Source organism: Pseudomonadota bacterium (assembly GCA_039196715.1).
Classification (GTDB): Bacteria; Pseudomonadota; Gammaproteobacteria; order CALCKW01; family CALCKW01; genus CALCKW01.
This window is the reverse complement of the sequence record JBCCUP010000006.1, coordinates 35,373-54,797: the sequence shown is the minus strand read 5'-3', so window position 1 is coordinate 54,797 and position 19,425 is coordinate 35,373. Positions and strand designations below refer to the sequence as shown.

General features: G+C 63.2%; 15 protein-coding genes. All 15 read right to left on the bottom strand.

Going from position 1 to position 19,425, the window contains the following annotated elements; translation table 11 throughout:
* Position 1: 1 nt before the first annotated feature.
* Complete coding sequence (gene lnt, locus AAGA11_04255) at positions 2-1,531, bottom strand: apolipoprotein N-acyltransferase (protein ID MEM9602049.1); 1,530 nt, start codon at positions 1,529-1,531, stop codon at positions 2-4.
* Positions 1,532-1,592: 61 nt separating this feature from the next.
* A complete protein-coding gene (locus AAGA11_04250) occupies positions 1,593-2,432 on the bottom strand; it encodes a transporter associated domain-containing protein (protein ID MEM9602048.1) in 840 nt (279 codons plus the stop codon).
* The gene (gene ybeY, locus AAGA11_04245; protein MEM9602047.1) at positions 2,425-2,967 is read right to left on the bottom strand and encodes an rRNA maturation RNase YbeY; all 543 of its coding nucleotides are present in this window, start codon (positions 2,965-2,967) and stop codon (positions 2,425-2,427) included. Before ybeY ends, AAGA11_04250 begins: the two co-directional genes overlap by 8 nt.
* Positions 2,964-3,971 carry a PhoH family protein gene (locus AAGA11_04240; protein MEM9602046.1) on the bottom strand — a complete coding sequence of 336 codons (1,008 nt, stop codon included), beginning with the start codon at positions 3,969-3,971 and terminating at the stop codon, positions 2,964-2,966. The genes ybeY and AAGA11_04240 overlap by 4 nt, the downstream gene beginning before the upstream one ends.
* Positions 3,958-5,322 carry a tRNA (N6-isopentenyl adenosine(37)-C2)-methylthiotransferase MiaB gene (gene miaB, locus AAGA11_04235; GenBank protein ID MEM9602045.1) on the bottom strand — a complete coding sequence of 455 codons (1,365 nt, stop codon included), beginning with the start codon at positions 5,320-5,322 and terminating at the stop codon, positions 3,958-3,960. The genes AAGA11_04240 and miaB overlap by 14 nt, the downstream gene beginning before the upstream one ends.
* Before the next feature lie 75 nt (positions 5,323-5,397).
* A complete protein-coding gene (locus AAGA11_04230) occupies positions 5,398-6,717 on the bottom strand; it encodes an O-antigen ligase family protein (protein ID MEM9602044.1) in 1,320 nt (439 codons plus the stop codon).
* A gap of 127 nt (positions 6,718-6,844) precedes the next feature.
* Positions 6,845-8,173 carry an undecaprenyl-phosphate glucose phosphotransferase gene (locus AAGA11_04225; GenBank protein MEM9602043.1) on the bottom strand — a complete coding sequence of 443 codons (1,329 nt, stop codon included), beginning with the start codon at positions 8,171-8,173 and terminating at the stop codon, positions 6,845-6,847.
* Positions 8,174-8,372: 199 nt separating this feature from the next.
* Complete coding sequence (locus tag AAGA11_04220; protein MEM9602042.1) at positions 8,373-10,169, bottom strand: glycosyltransferase family 2 protein; 1,797 nt, start codon at positions 10,167-10,169, stop codon at positions 8,373-8,375.
* A 450-nt stretch (positions 10,170-10,619) separates the two neighbouring features.
* Positions 10,620-13,829, bottom strand: a complete 3,210-nt coding sequence (locus AAGA11_04215; GenBank protein MEM9602041.1) for a methyltransferase — start codon at positions 13,827-13,829, stop codon at positions 10,620-10,622.
* The gene (locus tag AAGA11_04210; GenBank protein ID MEM9602040.1) at positions 13,813-15,174 is read right to left on the bottom strand and encodes an ABC transporter ATP-binding protein; all 1,362 of its coding nucleotides are present in this window, start codon (positions 15,172-15,174) and stop codon (positions 13,813-13,815) included. Before AAGA11_04210 ends, AAGA11_04215 begins: the two co-directional genes overlap by 17 nt.
* Complete coding sequence (locus tag AAGA11_04205; protein MEM9602039.1) at positions 15,164-16,018, bottom strand: ABC transporter permease; 855 nt, start codon at positions 16,016-16,018, stop codon at positions 15,164-15,166. Before AAGA11_04205 ends, AAGA11_04210 begins: the two co-directional genes overlap by 11 nt.
* The gene (rfbC, locus tag AAGA11_04200) at positions 16,015-16,560 is read right to left on the bottom strand and encodes a dTDP-4-dehydrorhamnose 3,5-epimerase (protein MEM9602038.1); all 546 of its coding nucleotides are present in this window, start codon (positions 16,558-16,560) and stop codon (positions 16,015-16,017) included. The genes AAGA11_04205 and rfbC overlap by 4 nt, the downstream gene beginning before the upstream one ends.
* Entirely contained in the window at positions 16,557-17,459 is a 903-nt protein-coding gene (gene rfbD / locus AAGA11_04195; protein MEM9602037.1) for a dTDP-4-dehydrorhamnose reductase, read from the bottom strand. The genes rfbC and rfbD overlap by 4 nt, the downstream gene beginning before the upstream one ends.
* Positions 17,456-18,334: a glucose-1-phosphate thymidylyltransferase RfbA gene (gene rfbA / locus AAGA11_04190; GenBank protein MEM9602036.1), complete on the bottom strand. Its 879-nt coding sequence runs from the start codon at positions 18,332-18,334 to the stop codon at positions 17,456-17,458. Before rfbA ends, rfbD begins: the two co-directional genes overlap by 4 nt.
* Positions 18,331-19,374: a dTDP-glucose 4,6-dehydratase gene (gene rfbB / locus AAGA11_04185; protein ID MEM9602035.1), complete on the bottom strand. Its 1,044-nt coding sequence runs from the start codon at positions 19,372-19,374 to the stop codon at positions 18,331-18,333. The genes rfbA and rfbB overlap by 4 nt, the downstream gene beginning before the upstream one ends.
* Positions 19,375-19,425: the final 51 nt, after the last annotated feature.

Genomic DNA, 19,425 nt, shown 5'->3' with positions numbered 1-19,425 from the left:
GTCAGACAGTATAGGCCAAGCGCCGACGCCAGGCCAACACCCCCGGCACACCGACGCCGAGTACCAGCACCAGCACCACCGGGACATTGCCCCCGTTGACGTAGGGTGTCGTGCCCTCGCGTGGCTGCACGTCGACGTCGACCACCGCCTCGACGAAGGACGGCCCGCTCTCGCGCACCCGGCCGCGGTGATCCACCAGGGATGTGATGCCGGTGTTGGTGGCGCGCAGCTGGGGACGGCCGGTTTCGATGGTGCGCATGCGGGCGATCTCGTGGTGTTGCGCGGGCGCCCAGCTGTCGCCGAACCACGCGTCGTTGCTCACGTTGACCAGCAGATTGGCCACCGGCAGCTGGCGAATCAGCTCCTCCCCGAACGCGTCTTCGTAGCAGATCGACACCGCCACGCGGACGGGCCCGAGATGCAGCGGTTCGGGTTGTGTTGGACCGGCTGAAATATCCGACATCGGCACCGCGATGATCGCCGAGAGGGCGTCGAGCAACCCGCGGAATGGCAGGTATTCCCCAAACGGCACGAGGTGGTGCTTGCGGTACTCCGGCAAGGCCGGGTCGGTGATCAGCCGAACAGCATTGAACACGCGCCGCGTGTCCCAGTCGAAGGAAAAGCCGCCAATCAACCAGTGCCGTCCCTGCGCCACCAGGTCGTCGCGAAACCCGCCGATCACCGGCCCGACCTGGTCGAAGAACGCCGGCACCGCGGTCTCGGGCCAGACCAGCACATCGTAGTCGGCCCCGCCCTGCTTCGACAGGCTGACGTAGCGCGCCAGCGAGGGCACGAGGTTGTCGGGGTCGAATTTGATGCCCTGTTCGATGTTGCCCTGCACCATGCGCACCCGGAGCGGCTCCCCGACCGGCGAGGTGAACTCGAGCAGGCGGAGCTGTGCCGCGCCACCCGTGAACACGAGTGCCACAACCAGCGCCGCCGCTGACGCCCGGCCCACCGCCGGCCGGCTGCACAGGCAAGCGAGCCACGCGGGCAACAGCAGCAACAGCCACCCCGCACCGTAGACACCGACGACTGCCGCAGAGGCGTCGAGCGGGGTGTCAAGCGTGGCATAGCCGCTGACGAGCCAGGGGAAGCCGCCAAGAAACCAACCGCGGAACCACTCGACCAGCACCCACAGGGACGGCAGCGCGAGACAACGCGAGGCAAACGGCAACGGCCCGCCAAAGCCGCGCGCCCAGAGCCAGGCGAACAGCGCCGTGTAGAGCGCGGCAACGGCGATGAACGCCGCCGTGCCGAGCAGCGCCACCGCGGCGATCGCCTCGCCGAAGTAGCGCAGACTCTCGTACACCCAGGCCACTCCGACACCGAACAGGCCGAGTCCGAAAAGGTAGCCGCGCGCAGCGGCGCGCCGCGGTGCGAGGCCGTCGAGCGACCACCAGAACAGCACCAGGGCCACGACCACGGCGGGCCGAAAGCCGATCGGTGCAAAGCCCAAGGGGTAGAGCGCGCCGGCGAAAACGGCGAGCCCATCGCGCCAGCGGGAGTGGGGGGCGGGAAGCGTGATCATCTCGGCGTGCGACGCAGCAGGGCCGCCCGGCGGCCACCGCGGCGACCGAGTGCAGAACGGTTCAGCCCGGCTGGGCGGCCGGCATCACGGAGAGCGACTCGATGCGGCGCTTGTCGGCGGCGACCACCGCGAACTCCCAGCCCTGGAGCGCCACGGACTCGCCGGCTTCGGGCACGCGGCCAAAGGCGTGTGTCACCAGGCCGCCGATGGTGTCGAACTCCTCGTCGGAAAACGCCAGGCCGAGCAGGTCGTTGACGTCCTCGATCGGCGTCAGTGCCTGCACCGCATAGTGCTGTTCGCCCTGCTCGCGGATGTTCGCGTCCTCCTCGGTGTCGTGCTCGTCGTCGATGTCGCCGACAATCTGCTCAAGGACGTCCTCGATGGTGACCAGCCCGGCGACGCCACCGTACTCGTCGATCACGATCGCCATGTGGTTGCGGTTGTTGCGGAAATCCCGGAGCAGCACGTTCAGTCGTTTGCTCTCGGGGGTCAGAACCGCCTTGCGAAGGTGGTCCTGCATGACGAAATCGGTGCCCGCCGCGACGACTTTCAGGATGTCCTTGGCGAGCAGCACGCCGCACATCTCGTCCCGGCTCTCGCCCACCACCGGAAAGCGCGAGTGGCCCGATTCGATGACGGTTTCGAGGATTTCGGAGAACGGCGAGTCGGATTCCACGCAGACCATCTGGCCCCGAGGAATCATCACATCCCGCACCTGCATGTCGGCGACTTCGAACACGCCATTGATCATCGACAACGAATCGCCGTCGAGTAGCGCCCTTTCGTGTGCATCGGTCAGGATTTCGGTGAGCTCTTTGCGGTCTCGGGGCTCACCACCGAGTGCTTGTGCTATGCGCCCCACGAAGGAGCGCTGACTACTGTCGGGGTTGTCGTCAGCCATGGCTGTCGGTTGGGTGACCTCGTGTGTCGTCGTATGGGTTGCCGATGCCACGGGAGGCGAGCAGCTCACACTCGAGTCGCTCCATCTCCTCGGCTTCGGGGTCGGTTATATGATCGAATCCCCGAAGATGCAAGACACCGTGCACAATCAAGTGCACGAAATGGTCCCGAAGCCGCTTGCCCTGGGTGGCCGCCTCGGCTCGGGTCACGGGCAGGCAGACCGCAATGTCGCCGAGGGTGCGCGGCGCCTGGTCCTCGGGCAGCACGGCGAGCCACTCGGCCGGCAGCGCGTTCGGAAACGACAGCACGTTGGTGGCCGCGTCGCGCCCCCTGTGCTGGTGGTTCAGGCGCCGGCTCTCGGCCTCGTCGACGAGCCGGACGGTGCAGCCTGGCCCGGTCGGCGGCAACGCGAGTTCAGCGGCCTCGACGGCCAGTTCCACGCCGCCCGGCACATCATCGAGCGCGGTCGTGCCCCCCACCTGCACGCAGATGCGGCCCGTCCAGGTCTCGTGCACATCGGCGCGCTCGGGGTTCACGAGCTGCGCGAACCGCTCGCCTCGTCCGCGTCGTAGGCGTTGACGATCCGCTGCACCAGCGGGTGCCGCACGACGTCCCGGCTCGCGAAACGGACAAAACCCACGCCGTCGACGTCGGCCAGCACCCGTTTGGCGTGCACCAGACCGGAGCGGCGCTTGTCCGGCAGGTCAATCTGCGAGGTGTCCCCGGTCACGATTGCTTTCGATCCGTAGCCGATGCGGGTGAGGAACATTTTCATCTGTTCCTGCGTGGTGTTCTGGGCCTCGTCCATGATCACGCACGCGTGATTCAGGGTGCGGCCGCGCATGAACGCCAGTGGCGCCACCTCGATCACGTGACGATCGATCAGTTTGCCGACCCGCTCGAAGCCCAGAAACTCGTAGAGCGCGTCGTAGATCGGCCGCAGATAGGGGTCGATCTTCTGGCTGAGGTCCCCGGGCAGAAAGCCCAGGCGCTCGCCGGCCTCGACCGCGGGCCGCACCAGCACCAGCCGGCGCACCTGTTCGGATTCGAGCAACGAGACCGCGCACGCCACGGCGAGGTAGGTCTTGCCGGTGCCGGCCGGCCCCTCACCGAAACAGAGGTCGCGCGACTCGATCGTGCGCAGGTACTCGGCCTGGTTCTGGCTGCGCGCGCGGATCTGTTGCCGGCGCAAGCGCACAACCACCTCGCCGTCGGCGCTGTCGAGCAACTCGGCAGCCGAACGGTCTGCGGCCCGGTTGCCGACTTCGCTCAGCGCGAGGTGCACGTCTTCGCCGCGCACGTCGCGCTCGCCCGCGAGGCGGTAGAGCTGGCGCAGGATCTGCTCGGCTTGTGCCGCCGCATGCGGGTCGCCGTGGATTTCGAAGCGGTTGCCCCGGTTGGCAATGTCGACGTTGAGCGCGCGCTCGACGTGCTCGAGGTGGCTGTTGAGCTCACCGAGCAGGTTGATCAGGCGGTCGTTGTTATCGGGTTCGAGGGCGAAGGCCGCGGGTGCACTCTGGCTGACGTCAGGCGCTGGCAAGGTGGTGTTCCTGTCGGTAGGGGTCGTTCAAACCGATGAACTCGCCACGCAGCGAGTTCGGTCGGGCCTCGGTGATGCGCACGTCGACGAAGCTGCCGATCAGGCGCGTGTGGCCCGGGAAGTTGACCACGCGGTTGTTTTCGGTCCGGCCGGCCACTTCGGCCTGTCCGCGACGCGCCGGCCGGTCGACCAAGACGCGCTGCACCGTGCCGACCATCGCGTCGCTGATCGCTGCGGCCTGGCTGTTGACCTGGCTTTGCAAGCGCTGCAGCCGGGCTTTCTTCGCATCGGCCGGTGTCGGGTCGTCGAGTTGCGCGGCGGGAGTGCCCGGGCGCGCGCTGTAGATGAAACTGAAGGACTGGTCGAAACCGACCTCCTCGATCAACTTCAGTGTGTCCTCGAAGTCGGCGTCGGTCTCACCGGGGAAACCGACGATGAAATCGGAGGAGAGACAGATGCCGGGGCGCGCGGCCTTCAGCCGTCGAATCCGGCTCTTGTACTCCAGTCGCGTGTGGCCGCGATTCATCGCTGCCAGAACCCGATCAGATCCGCTCTGCACCGGCAAGTGAACGAAGCTCACCAGCTCGGGCACATCGGCGAAGGCGGCGATCAGGTTGTCGCTGAACTCGCGTGGGTGCGAGGTGGTGAAGCGGATACGATCGATACCCGGAATGGCGGCGACACGCCGAATCAGCGCCGCGAGATCGGCCAGGTCGCCGTCGAGGGTGTCACCCCGGTAGGCGTTGACGTTCTGACCCAGCAGGTTGACCTCGCGCACGCCCTGCCTGGCCAGGGAGACGACCTCGGCAATCACATCGTCGAGCGGCCGACTGATCTCTTCGCCCCGGGTGTAGGGCACCACGCAAAAGCTGCAGTATTTCGAACACCCCTCCATGATCGAGACAAAAGCGCTCGGCCCGTCGGCGCGCGGCTCCGGCAGGCAATCGAATTTCTCGATCTCCGGGAAGCTGATGTCGACCACGGGCGCCTGGCTGGCGCGCGCCTCGGCCACGAGTTCGGGGAGCCGGTGGAGTGTCTGGGGCCCGAACACCATGTCCACCTGCGGCGCGCGCTCGGCGATGTAGTCGCCTTCCTGACTCGCCACGCACCCACCCACGCCAATGATCACACCCGGTTTGCGCGCTTTCAGCGGCTTCCACCGACCGAGTTCGGAAAACACCTTCTCCTGCGCTTTCTCTCGGATCGAGCAGGTGTTGAGCAGCAGGATATCGGCCTCTTCAGGCGAATTGGTCAGCTCGACCGCGTCCGACTCACGCAGCACGTCCAGCATCTTGGCGGAGTCGTACTCGTTCATCTGACAGCCGTGCGTCTTGATAAACAGCTTTGTCATGGCGTTGGCATGGGTGTTTCAGCCCCACAGTTTACCGGCTTTGGCCCGGATCCGCGTGTCACGGCTGACAGTTTTTCACGCCATCGGACGTCGCTGTTCCAGGACGGTCACGCCCGCCGTCTGCAGACGCATCAGGAGGGCGGCGATGGCGGCAAACCAGTTCCAGGTGAACCGCCAATCGGAGTTGTGCAGGTGAAAGTTCGGCAGATTCCAGAGCGCCCAGCTCAGCATCACCGCACCGAGCAGCCAGCGCAACTGCCGGGCGTCGAGGCTCTGTCTCGGACTGTGCACCAACACGCCCCGGATCAGCGCAACCAACAGCAGAGCAACGGCCGCGCCGCCAACCACCCCGCCCTCGACCAGCACCTGGACGTAGGTGTTGTGCAGGTGCGGGTGGATGTGGAAATCCGGGTCCTGTTGCAGAAACACCGGCACAGCGGCGGGGCCGTGGCCCATCAGTGGCCGTTCCAGCCAGCGTTCGATGCCGTAGGCCGCCAGGAAAATCCGCCGGTCCGGAAAGATGTCCACCGAGCGGTCCATCTGCTCGAGCGAGAACCACCGAATGCCGACGTCGGAGGTCACGGAGACGCGGTGCTGAATCTTGTCATACGAACCGAGCACGACCACCGCCACGACGAGCGCCCCGGCCAACGCCGCGCTGCGGCGCAGCCGTGGCGTGGTGTGCTCGATCAGGTGACGGCGGCTCCACCACAGCAGGGACACCAAGCCGACCGCGGTGCAGATCCACGCCCCGCGCGACCCGGATGTCACGAGCCCCTGCAACAGCAAGGCGAGCGCCACGCACGCCGCGAACCAGAACACCCGCCGCCGGCCCGTCGACCCGATTCGACGCTGCGTCAGGCCGAGCAGCGCGACGCCGCAAATCAGGGCGAGCGTCGCGTGCATGCCGAAGGTCACATGGTGGGTGCCGAAGCCGAAGTGCTCGGTGTTCAGGAAGGTGCCTGCGAGGTCTCCGTAGTCGGTTCGGTGAAGCATGCGCACAACGACGGCGATGACCGGCACCCACAGGAGCCAGATCAGGTGCCGGCCAGCGTGCCAGAGGGCGACCGAGAGCGGAATGAACAGGGTCAGCTCGGCGTAGTGTCGGTAGGCCACCAGGGTGTCGACGAGCGGGTATTCCCCGCGCCACACCACCCAAACAGCGTGGCCGCACCACACCGCGAGGTACGCCAATGCGGACCGGATCAGCCACCGTGGCAGTGGCGGAGCGCTCGGGCGCACGCGAAGCCACCAGAACGCGAGCAGCAGCACGCCGAGCCAGTACACCCCGCCGCTGCTGCGGTAGGTGAAGGCAAAGAAGAACAGGCCGAACAGCAGCACGCCGTTAAGCCAGGTAGCGCGGGCACCGTCAAGGGCAGGCTGGGAGCGTGGCACGGGGCTTCCGGTGGCGGGGTTGAGCACATCGCAGCGACGCCGAACCCGAGCCGGTTCGGTCATTCGGTGCGCGTTCGGGGAGTATAGGCCAGTGGCACCGGGCGCCTGGCAGCGCAGCCGGCCGTGCTCAGTAGGCGTTCTTGTTGACGAAGCCGCGTATCAGCGTGAGACAGAGAATCTTGAGATCGAACAACAGCGACCAGTTGCGGATGTAATACAGGTCGTGTTCGATCCGCTTGGTCAGGTCCGTGTCCCCGCGCCAGCCGTTGATCTGCGCCCAGCCGGTGATGCCCGCCTTGACTCGGTGCTTCTGCATGTAGCCCGGCACCTCGTGCTTGAACTTCTCGACGAATACCGGCCGCTCCGGGCGGGGCCCCACGAGCGACATCTCGCCTTTGATGACGTTGAACAACTGCGGCAACTCGTCCAGGCTGGTTTTGCGCAGGAAGGCGCCGAAGGGTGTTGCCCGCCGGTCTTCCGGCTTGTTCCACACGGGCCCTGACACCTGCTCGGCGTTTACCGGCATCGTGCGAAACTTGTACATCTGCAGGGGCTTTCCGCCCCACCCCACACGCTCCTGTTGATACAAGACCGGGCCTTTCGATGTCAGCCTGATGCAGAGCGCGATGCACAGCATCGGCACCGCCGCGATCGCCAGAAACAGCGCCGCGAGTACACGGTCACCGATCTCCTTGAGCATCATCTTGCCGCCGTCGATCGGCGCCATGGCGAGGTTCAGCATCGGCAGGCCGGCCACGGTGGTCAGCGAGCCCCGCATCATGTCCGCGCCGGCCTGGTCGGGGGCATAGCGCACGCCGACAACAAAGCGGCTGAGCTTGTTCGACAGCGCCGACGTGGTTTCGGCGTCGCGCAAGGGCAGGGTCAGCCACACCTGATCGACGTGGTTGGCCTGCAGGTACTGCGCAATGTCGTCCCAGCGGGCCAGCACCGCGTTGTCGCCGGACTGTCCGGTGAACACCCGGCTGATGTGAAAACCGGCCCAGGGCGCGGCCCGAATCGCCCGCTCGGCACGCCGGCAGAGTGCGGGTGTGCCGATCAGCAAGACGTGTCGCCGATTGAATCCCGAGCTGCGTAGCCAACTCAGTGCGCTGCGGATGAGCACGCGCGAGCACATCAGACCGGTGAGCGTCAGCAGAAACCACAACCCGAACCAGACGCGCGAAAAGAGGTCGGTCGCGCCACTCATGACCGCCAGCACCATCAGCGAACCGAACAGCGCGACCACGGCAAAACCGAGGTTGCGCAGCTCGGACAGCACCCATTCACCGCGCCTCGGGCGATACAGGGACACCAGCGGAAAATACAGGGCTGACATTAGCACCGCAGCCATCAAGGCGGCGTAGTAATAGGAGTCTACCGGGCGATCGCCCAGGTAGACAGCATGCGCAATGTAGAAGCCGATCGCGGGCACAGCAATATCGGCAAGCCACGTCATCGCGACAAAGCGGGTGGAATGAGATTGAACGTATCCGGGTAACACGTGGCTGAGTAGGAGCGCGGCGGATGCCACTTAGTCTAGCAATTCTGACTCCTTACACAGCCCGGACCAACACCGAATTGATTCATTTAGGGGACTCACATAGCCCTTCCAGACGACGGCTTAGCTCGGAGCCTGCCCGGCGGATCCGCTGCGATCAGTGCGCCCGCTGCAGCCGACGTCGAAGCACTCGGTATGCCCACAGCGCGTGCCGACCACCGGGCACCGCGTGCGCTGCACGCCGAGCAACGGACAGCGCCCTGCCGCGCACGCGCCAGCAGCTTGCACCGGTCACCGGAGCTGCGCCTTCCAGTGTCAAGGCAGAACCGGCGTCGAACAGGTGTGCATGCCTGGCTCTGGCGTCCTCGTAGGCGTCATCCAGGCGTCCTTGACGCACATCGCATTCACGTTGGTCGGCGGGCACGCGGTACCGACTGGTGGTTTTATCCACATGCAGGAAGCTAGCACCGGTGGCATACCGCACCCAGAGGTTCCAGTCTTCGAGCTGATCCATGTCCTCGGCAAACCCACCCTTCCGCTCGAACAGAGCACGCTTGAACAGCACGCTTTGAATTGGCAGAAAGTTGCTGTTCAGAAGGCGACGGTAGTCGAAGTGCGATTTGTGCACAGTCGACGCGGGGAGCTCGTCGTACCGAAGCGGGTCGAGCGAGTGGAAATGCGTTGGCACCTCCCACGCCCAGCCGTAGGCTGCATCCACGTTCTGATCGAGTGCGACCTGAAGCAGCGACTCGACATGATCGAGGTAGAGCCCGTCATCGTCGTCGAGAAAACAACACCACTCTCCTCGACTGGCCTCGAGCGCACGGTTGCCGGCAACGGATCGACCCTGTGGTGTACCGAGGCAAATGTAACGCACATTCTGTTCACCGAATTCCGTGTCAATCAGCGCGCGCGAACCGTCCTGACCGTCTTCGACGACCACGACTTCGACGTTGGGGTAGGTCTGGCGGGTCGCGGTGAGCAACGCCTCACGCAGCAATTGAGGCCGATTGCAGGTGCGGATTAATATGGACACGAGCGGAAGCCGCTGCCACTGAGCCCGTTCACGGTACACTTCAAACGCCCCGTCGCGGTGCACTGCATAGTCCCAGAGCTGAAACTCCGCGATACCAGCGCTTCGCCGACGCAACGACGCGTACTCGCGGCGGATGCGCGACAGGCGGGCGAGGAACCGGCGACCAATACGGAGCAAGCCGCGTCGACGGCCCGGGAAGTCCTGCGGTGCGCACACCTCCGCAGCCAGCTGCAACAGTCCGGCACCCACAGCGCGCAGCGTGCCGAACTTGGCGCGCAGGTAGAGGTTGGAGTACGTGCCTTCGAGCGCTTGAAGCGGCTTGACCTGCCCTGCATAGTCATAGGTATCGTGACGCCCCGCCGCCCAGGGCAGGTATCTCAGCCGCCGTCCACTGGCGCGGACACGCCAAGACAGGTCGACATCCTCACCGTACATAAAAATGTCCGGATCGAATCCGCCAATCGACTCAAACGTGTCGCGTCGAATCACAAACACAGCCCCACTTGACCAAGACGTCTCGAGTGACACGGGGTTGTAATTTTTCGGGTGCTCGTACGGGATCTGGCGCAGCTCCCACAACCCACCGTCGGCGTCGGCTCGTGCAAACTGGATGACCTCTGCCAATGCGCCGGGTTCGAGGCGGATGTCCTGGTTCAGTACGAGCACATACTCGGCGTTGCCAAAGGACACTGCAGTGTTGTTGCCAATGCCAAAACCCGCATTCTCACTGCTCTGTTCACAGCTGACACACTCGAAGCGGGATTCGAACTTGGCAGACAGCACACGGATAGCGGCGAAGACGCTGTTATCGCACGAGTTGTCGTACAGGTATAGTCTGAGCTGCTCGCGCGGAATGCCCTGCTTACACAAACAAGCCAACGAGGCGTTGAGCTTGTCCAGATCGGGGTGGTACGTCACGATGCAGACATCGATTCCAGGCGATGGAAGATCGATATCGCAAGGCGCTTGCATTGGCATAGAGCTGTGAGTCACTTGCGGATTCGCCTGGCTCATTCACGTGGCGCTGGGGACAGCGACGTCGTCACGGGGTCCGGTGCCACGCTGTGCTGGCACGGACAAAGGCACGACGCAGAATCCCCGGCGTGAAACCGGCAAGGCCAGGCTCCATCGGGGGTTGATGCCAGCGCCGCACCTGGTCCGACTGCCCTATCGTACAACATCATAGCTGCCTAACAACGCCTGCACACGCTGAATGCCAAGCCACCTCGGCTGTCACCATCACATCAAAGCGCCGGGATTTTGGCGCAACCGGGCCCGCACCACCGACAGTCGAAAAAAGAGCGTACCCGATCGGGCGGTTCACGCTGAGTGCAACGTTTAACGAGTCGTGCCGGGGAATCTGCGCGCTCAGCTGCAAACCGGCGGTTGCGTTAACGCTGTCTCGGACCGAGACGCCTTGGCAACCACTAGCGGACGTTGCAGTACTTCGACCCGAGACATCAGCAGTGAGACACGGTCGCTCCAACGTTGTTCACGGCCAAACGCGACCCGCCGCGCGCGCGCCCCATCGTCCTCAGGATGTGACAAACACGACGCCAAGGCCTGAAGGAATGCCGCGTGGTCAGCCGCAATGTCAATGACGTCAGCATAAAACTGCATCTCGGGTAAATCTGTTGCGACCACCGGTTTTCCCAGGCACAAGTACGTAAGCAGCTGGGTGGGACTCACGGTCAATGCGTTCCGCGTGACGCGCATTGGCGCGATGCACACGTCCACACATTGCAGTTGGTTCGCCGTTTCACTGGCCGAGATGCCACTCTGGTACACCACATTCGGATTGGCGAGAAAGGCGTCCGAGCAGTCGCCGCAGCCCTCGTCGAAAACGTAGACATCACACTCTGGAAACCGGTGCGCAATGCGATCGATCAACTCGATATCGAACGCGTCATCGACAGGGCCGACGCAGCCGATCGCCTTTCGCGCTGTGGAATGTGTGACCACATCAATCGGGTTGACGCCGAGGAGCTGATCGTCTGCCGCATCCCTTAACAGCAGAGACGCGCGTGCGCACGTCTCGGCATCCTGCGCCATAAGCTCCGTGGACGACACCGTCAGGTCAGCCAGACACATCAACTCACGGTCAAGAGCACCGAGTTGCGAAGAGGCTGACGCCGTGTGCAAACGCATCACCCGGTCGTAGACGGTGACCCCATCCGGCCAACAGACTGCAACCTGCCCCCATCCCGCGTGGGTCACCAGGGACAACCTGCGTTCCGATTGCGCCCAGTCGCAGACTTTCCGCGTGGTCGCCATGAGTTGCGTCAACGTCGGGCTTGGCAAGCCACCCTGTTTGACGTCGGCGGACGAAGGCAAGCGAACAGTCAGTGTGTAAAGTCGGTTCGTGCCCTCGACCCGACTTGCATCGAACCCAGGTCTGTTTGCAGCACGAACCACGGCGGACACGTGAAAAACGCGGTGACCCCGTGCCGCCATGCCCAGCGCGAGCTGTCGCGTGCGACAGCTGCTGACTGGCCAGTCTGCCTCGGCCCAGAGGAACACATCCGTTCGATCACGCTCAGCTGCAATCGGTACGTCGGCGGGTATCTGTAACACACCATCGAGCGTCGCCTCATCCGCAGTCTGTGGTACCCACTTGAACTGTCTGCGCTGCCGGGCTTGCGCGATGTAACTGTCCAAAACCGCCGGTATCCAGAGGGACTCATGGGCCCGCCTCAGCCCCGTCCGAGCCAATTGAAAAAACCGGTGCTGCACGTGCCTTGCATGCCGCGCCAGCCGTCTGAGCGGCGCCGTCAGCCGCCACGAGGCACTCGACTCGAGCGTTCTCAAGGCCGATTCTAATGCATCGATACGCGCCCTTTGAGCGGTTCGCTCCGCAGCGAGATCAAGGCCTTCAGGCAACCCACGGAGAACCTGGTCTGCACGGTGTTTAACAGGCATCACGCGGTCGAACGCGTCCAGCAGTGACCCTGGCGCCAGGCCGGATACCGCTCGCTGAAAGGCGAATTCGCGCTCGAGGTACACAAGATACGTGCGCTCGTTAAGCTCGATTCCGCATCGGCGTGCTAACTCGAGCGTGATGCTACGCCAACTTTGCGGTTCGCCTGCTGCGGCCGGTGCAGTGTGAACCAGCGCGCACAAGCTCACAAAAACGGCTCTGAAAAAAAGGTATGCGCGTGGCAGGGGGGCGTCACACACCCACTCCAAATCAAACGGCTGGGCGTGACCGGTCGCATCGACAATCAGATTCTGCGGTACCAGATCCATAAGTTCGCCGGGCACATTCTCAGACGAGCACGCAACTCTACGCGCCGCCATGACCTCATCGACATGGCCGAGGTAGGCCGAAAAAACGGCTGCCAATTCATCGAGTCGCCACCCAGCACGGCTTACGCAATGGTGGATCTGATCGGACAACAGGGTGCCTGCATGGTAACGCTCGCATGGCGTGAGCTGGTGGCTCACGTGACCTTCCTCTAGTGACAGCGTCTGCGCAGCCTGATTGCCATTGAGCCGGTGAGATTCGACCTGGACACCATCGCGCGTGCGTCGAAAGTCGGCCCGTTTGCAGAGCGAAGGTTGTCTGGAGGTACTGTAGTGAACGGCGAGAAGCCCAGGCTCGACGGCCTCAACGTCACCACGTGACGCAACTGCCACGAAAGAATTGGACATGACGCCGCCGAGACCGTTCTGCAAGATCTGCGGCCAAACAAGGTTGGTGAAGAACGCTGCGGGTACATCTCGTCGCGTGTGCGTGTCTCGCGCGCCGCAGATCAACGGCAGTGGGTCGAAAACCGGATCAGAGAAACCGGCTTCGGTAATCACCGCCTGGGACAACTTGTAGTCGGGAAAGGGGTAGAGAAATTCCACGCTAACCAATCCCGCGTCGGCGAGCAGTTCGGCCAACGCGCGCCTGCCGAAGGTACGAACCCCCTCCGGCTCATACCGGTCCTCAAGGCCGACCATCGCTTCTGCGAGGTGGTCCTCGTGACCACCGGAAAAGTACTTCAATCCGAGCTGGTTCTCAATTGCAACGACCAGACATCCGCCAGGTTTCAACAGGGAAGACAATCGTTCAAGCAGTTCATGGCAGCCGGTCGCGCTGCCAAAAAACAGATTCGCATACTCGAGCACTCCGATCAGCGTGACGACATCGAATCGCGCAGTCGTCTCGAACTGTTTGATGTTCTCGGCGATGACAGTGACATTGGCCAGATCGCGCGTGCGCAGGCGCGTGATGCGTGCCCGTCGGAGACTGCCCTCGAGTGCGGTGACCCGTGCACCCGTTTCACCGAGGTAGCGCGTGATGGCACCACAGCCAGAACCCACTTCGAGTACATCACCCTTGAACAGAGACTCGAGCGGCCGCACCACGTTCGCACGTGTGCCACTGAAGTGGTAGAGCGTGGGCCAATCAACACACTGCCTACGCAACTCGACTGAACCCAAGGACACGTTTTCAGCATCGGCCAGAATACGCTCAATCGCACTTTCTACCGCGTCGCCATCGTTGTAGGGAATGCCTTGGTATCCCGGTCGTCTCCAAATTCCGGTGTCCGGGTCGAGACCGTAGCCCTTGTCCTCAAGATGTGACTTCACAACGCGCTTCCGACGACTGCATGTGCAATTGCAAGTTGACCAGGCCCGAGTACGCCGTGTCACCGACCACATGGACATGGATCGAATTGTACCGCCGATCATGCGGCACAATCTCGCTGCCAACCGTGGATGCGACGCCGAGCGATAGGAAGTAATCGCCCGGTGCTAGCACGCATTGGAAGCTCAACCGCACGAACACGCCCTGGCCGGTGTCGTAGACGCCAGTCAGACTGGTCTCAGCGAGGGCTTGTGAATTGGTGCCGTAAACGAACACGCCCTCGGTGTTCCTTACCGTGATACCAAATATGGGGTCGAGGATGCGCGAACAGAACTGAACAGCCACGTCCAGAACGATCTCTGCGCCTTGTTGCACTGTTGCCGGGTTGGATTGGCCGAGCGAGGCAATATGGTAGTCCTGTATCAGCGCGCGTTTGTCGCCCCAGCGATACTCCTCAACGTTGTAATTCGGCCGTGTTGCAAAGCTGTCCTCATCGAGGTTCAGCTTTGCAGGGGACGCCACGTTGATATCGACAGTCCTCGCTGACGCCCTGTCGGGCTTTCGATCGGGCGAGCTCTGTGGACTACCAAACATGCGATCCAAGTAGCGATTTACCACTGTTTTCGGGTCGCCGTGTGCGATCTTCACACCTTTCTCGAGCAGCAGCGCCGACGCACAGTGTGTGAGGATTTGCTCGTGGGAGTGTGTCACCAACAACACGCTTGCCCCACCCTCCTGAAGCTGGCGTAATCGGTCGTAGCACTTGGCTTGAAACTTCGCATCACCTACAGCCAGGGCTTCGTCTACAACGAGAATATCCGGGTCGACCTGGGATTGCACCGCAAACGCAAGCCTGACAACCATACCGCTCGAGTAATTCTTGACGGGCTGGTACAGGAAATCACCGATGTTTGCAAAACTGGCGATGTCGTCGAACTTATTCTCGATCTCTGAGCGCGGGATGCCGAGTATGGAGGCATTCAGAAAGACATTCTCGACACCACTGAAATCGGGGTTGAATCCGGAACCGAGCTCGAGCAGCGCAGCAATGCGGCCTCGAGTCAGCACTTCGCCCGCACTCGGCTCGAGTGTGCCACAGATAATCTGCAGCAGCGTTGACTTGCCAGAACCGTTTCGGCCGATGATGCCCACCGTTTCGCCTCGCCCAACCTCAAAAGACACCCTTTTGAGCGCACTGAATTCGGCGAAGTAGTCTCCAGTGTGAGCGCCAAGTCGCGCACGCAGTCCGGGCGCGATCCGTTGCTTCACCCGATCGCTCACTGATGCATAGACTCGGTAGTGCTTTTCGACGTTAGAGACCCGAATGGCGAGGTTGTCAGACAACATCTGCAAAGCCCCGCCGCAGAGACTGGAACACCCGATAACCAAGCCATGCAATCAGCACGGCGATAACCGAGTACACTGCCAGGCCGCTCCAATCCGGTGGCAAGCCGAGAAGTGTGACGCGGCGCACCTGATCAACAACGAAAGTCAGCGGGTTGAGCATAATCCAGCCCCGAAACCCCTCCGGCACTGCTGTGATGGGATAGAAAATGGGAGCGAGGAACAAAAGCACCATGGTGAGTAGCGGCATGACTTGCTCTAGGTCTCGCACGAACACTGTCACGGATGCGAACAACCACGCCAAACCCACCGCGAGCACACAAAAGGGCAACAGCACGACCGGCATGAACAGTACGGTTGGGTAGGCTGTCTGGTACACGATCGCGTGAAGCACCAGCAGCACAGTGACACCGAGACACAGCTGAAAGAGCGCGGAAATGGCTTCGACAACCGGCAATATTTCGAGTGGAAACACCACTTTCTTAACGTAGTTGGCATTGCCGCTGATCAGGCGTGTAGAGCGGTTGAGGACCTCGGCGAGAAACGCGTGCGTGACCAAGCCTGCAAACAGTAGCATGGCAAAATCAAATCGGTTTTCTGCCTCACCGATACTGCCCCAACGCGCCTGAAACACCACGGAAAACACAAAGGTGTACACGGCAAGCATCAATATCGGTGTGATCAGCGACCAGGCGATACCCAACAGGGACCCACGGTACCGCGCCGACACAGCACGTTTGCTCAAATCCCAAACAAGTTGTCTGTGTTGCACGCCACTGGCGTACAACGACGTGACCGATGCTGGATACTGGGCGCCAGCTCGCACGGTTCTAACGGGCGCGCTCATGGTGTATCGAACTGCTGGGCGAGTGTGGGAGCCTGGCGATCCTTGTCAGATAGCACTGGATCAGCGTCCATGGGCCACTCAATGGCAATGTCAGTATCGTCCCATACGATGCACCGTTCGTCATCCGGGTAGTAGTATTCGGTTGTTTTGTACAGAAAATGCGCGGTGTCGCTGAGGGTGAGGAACCCGTGGGCGAAGCCGCCGGGCACCCAGAGTTGCCGTCGGTTCTCGGCGGACAGGGTCTCGCCGACCCACTGGCCGAAGTGCGGCGAGTCGCGGCGGATGTCGACCGCGACGTCGAACACCGCACCGGCCACCACGCGCACGAGCTTGCCCTGCGGGTGCGATGCCTGAAAGTGCAAGCCGCGAAGCACGCCGCGGTTGGAGACGGAATGGTTGTCCTGGACGAACTCGACCGACGGGTCGACGCACTCGCGAAACCGCCGCAGATTGAAACTCTCGAAGAAACAGCCCCGCTCGTCTTCGAACACCCGGGGTTCGAGGATCTTGACGGCGTCGATCGCGGTGTCGACCACGTTCATGACCGGGCCACCAGAAAGCGGTCGATCGGGTCCAGCGCAGCGGCCCAGTCGCCGGGCTGGATCCCGAAGGCCTGCGTCAGTTCGTGTGTGTCCAGGCGGGAATTTGCCGGCCTGCGCGCGGCGGTCGGGTACTCGGCTGTCGTGATCGACCGAACCGTCGGGACGTCAAACAGGCCGCGGGCAGCCACGCGCTCGAAAATGGCGGTGGCGAAGCCGTGCCAGCTCACGTAGGGCAGTCCGCAATAGTGGTAGGTGCCCCAAGGGAACGCGGCCAAGGTGTCTTTGGCGTCGTCAGCGTGGACACGGTGCGCCAGCGTGATCAGTGTGCGTGCGATGTCGCCGGCGTAGGTCGGCCCACCGACCTGATCGTCGACCACGCCAAGCTCGTCCCGGGCCTGCCCCAGCCGCAGCATGGCCTTGACGAAATTGGCACCCTGCTCGCTGAACACCCAGGCGGTGCGCAGGATCAGGTGGTGCGGGTTGGCTTCAGCCACCGCCACTTCCCCCGCGAGTTTGCTTTCGCCGTAGACCCCGCATGGCGCGGGTGCATCGGTCTCGCGGTAGGCCGTGTCGCTCTCGCCCGAGAACACGTAGTCGGTCGACACGTGGAAACACGCTGCCCCGACGGCTGCTGCCGCCTGCGCCAGGTGTCCGGCACCGTGGGCGTTCACCGCAAACGCGGCCTCACGCTCGGATTCGGCCCGGTCGACCGCCGTGTAGGCCGCCGCGTTGATGACGAGCTGCGGTTGCAGCTCGGCCACGGCGGCGTCGACGCGTGCGGCATCGGTGATGTCGAGTTCAGTTCGGTTGCAGACCGTCACCGACCACGACAGGTCTGCGGTCTCACGCCGCAGGCTGTGCCCGAGTTGGCCGTCGCCGCCGGTGATCAGCACCCTCATCGGGCTTCGGTTCCGTCGGCCAGACGTTGCAGGTAGTGTGCGTAGCCCGTGCTGCCCATGCTGTCGGCACGCACCGCGAGTTCCTTGGCGTCAATCCAGCCCTGGGTAAAGGCGATCTCTTCCAGACACGCGACCTTGAGCCCCTGCCGGTGTTCGATCGTCTGCACGAACTGACTCGCTTCGAGCAGGCTGTCGTGGGTGCCGGCATCGAGCCAGGTGAAACCCCGCCCGAGTCGCACGACCTGCAGGTCGCCCGACGCCAGGTAGGCGTTGTTGACCGCGGTGATTTCCAACTCGCCGCGCTCGGACGGCTCGAGCGACTCCGCGATCTCGATCACACGGTTGTCGTAGAAATACAACCCTGTGACCGCGTAGTTCGACTTGGGCATCGCCGGTTTCTCTTCGATCGAGCAGACACGACCCCCGGGATCCACGTCGACGACGCCGAAACGGTTCGGGTCCCTCACCCAGCACGCGAACACCGTGGCCCCGTGCGTCGACGACGAGGCCGCCGTGAGTTTCTCCGAGAAACCGTCGCCGTAGAAGATGTTGTCACCGAGCACCAGGCAGACACTGTCTGCACCAATGAAATCCCGGCCGATCAGGAAGGCTTGTGCCAGGCCATCGGGGCTCGGCTGCTCGGCGTAGGCGAGCGACACGCCGAACTGTGCGCCATTGCCGAGCAGTTTTTCGTAGTTCGGCAGGTCAGCGGGTGTCGAGATGATCAGGATGTCCCGGATGCCGGCGAGCATCAGCACGGACAACGGGTGGTAGATCATCGGCTTGTCGTAGATCGGCAACAGCTGTTTCGATACGCCTTGCGTGATCGGGTACAAGCGCGTACCGGAGCCACCGGCGAGGACGATGCCTTTCATCCGGTTCCGGCCCCCTGCTCGCGCTTGCCAGCGATGTGCTCGAGCCAGCGCTGATTGCCGAGGTACCAGTCGATGGTGTCACTCAACCCGGATTCGAAGCTTCTCGAGGGGGTCCACCCCAATTCAACGGCAATCTTGTCGGTGCAGACAGCATAGCGAAAGTCGTGTCCGAGCCGGTCTGTCACGTGGGTGATCAGCGCCTCGTAGGACCCTGAAGGACGTGGGGCCTTGGCATCCAGCGCAGCGCAGACCGCCTGCACGACATCGATGTTGCGTCGCTCGGCGCTGCCGCCGATGTTGTAGGACTCCCCCACACGACCGCGGCAGAGGACAGCGTGGAGCGCAGCAGCATGGTCCTCGACGTGAAGCCAGTCGCGTATTTGCAAGCCCGAACCATACACCGGCAAAGGCTGACCCGACAGCGCGTTCTGCACCATCAACGGGATCAGCTTTTCGGGGTACTGGTAGGGGCCGTAGTTGTTGGAGCAGTTCGTGACCAGCGCCGGAAAACCGTAGGTGCTGTGCCAGGCGCGCACCAGGTGATCCGACGCCGCCTTGCTGGCCGAGTAGGGTGAATTCGGCTGGTACCGGCTGTGCTCGCTGAACTCGCCGCTCTCGCCCAGCGCACCGAACACCTCGTCGGTGGAGACGTGAACGAAACGGAACTGCGCCCGCTGCGCCCCGCTCAACGACTGCCAATACCGGTGGCACTGCTCCAACAGCGTGTAGGTACCGACCACGTTGGTCTCGATGAACACGCGCGGCCCGGTGATCGACCGGTCGACGTGGGTCTCGGCCGCCACGTGCATCACGGCGTCCGGCTGGAACTGCGCCAACAGCGCAGCCAGCGACGCTGCATCACCGATGTCGCCCTGCACGAATCGGTAGCGGGGGTTGGACACCACGGTTTCGACGGTACTCGGGTCACCGGAGTAGGTCAGCTTGTCGAGGTTGCAGACTGCGTAGCCCGCGTCGGTTGTCAGCAGGCGAACCACGGCAGAGCCGATGAACCCACACCCACCCGTCACCAACACCTTCATGCCTGCCGCTCCCGACGCGTCCGGATGCCATCAACCGAGGCGCTCGGCCGC

Bases quoted from the DNA above. Each gene is read 5' to 3' on its own strand.
- rfbD (MEM9602037.1), bottom strand. From the start codon at position 17,459: ATGAGGGTGCTGATCACCGGCGGCGACGGCCAACTCGGGCACAGCCTG.
- rfbB (MEM9602035.1), bottom strand. From the start codon at position 19,374: ATGAAGGTGTTGGTGACGGGTGGGTGTGGGTTCATCGGCTCTGCCGTG.
- rfbA (MEM9602036.1), bottom strand. From the start codon at position 18,334: ATGAAAGGCATCGTCCTCGCCGGTGGCTCCGGTACGCGCTTGTACCCG.
- lnt (MEM9602049.1), bottom strand. From the start codon at position 1,531: ATGATCACGCTTCCCGCCCCCCACTCCCGCTGGCGCGATGGGCTCGCC.
- AAGA11_04225 (MEM9602043.1), bottom strand. From the start codon at position 8,173: ATGACGTGGCTTGCCGATATTGCTGTGCCCGCGATCGGCTTCTACATT.
- rfbC (MEM9602038.1), bottom strand. From the start codon at position 16,560: ATGAACGTGGTCGACACCGCGATCGACGCCGTCAAGATCCTCGAACCC.
- AAGA11_04210 (MEM9602040.1), bottom strand. From the start codon at position 15,174: ATGTTGTCTGACAACCTCGCCATTCGGGTCTCTAACGTCGAAAAGCAC.
- miaB (MEM9602045.1), bottom strand. From the start codon at position 5,322: ATGACAAAGCTGTTTATCAAGACGCACGGCTGTCAGATGAACGAGTAC.
- AAGA11_04250 (MEM9602048.1), bottom strand. From the start codon at position 2,432: ATGGCTGACGACAACCCCGACAGTAGTCAGCGCTCCTTCGTGGGGCGC.
- AAGA11_04205 (MEM9602039.1), bottom strand. From the start codon at position 16,018: ATGAGCGCGCCCGTTAGAACCGTGCGAGCTGGCGCCCAGTATCCAGCA.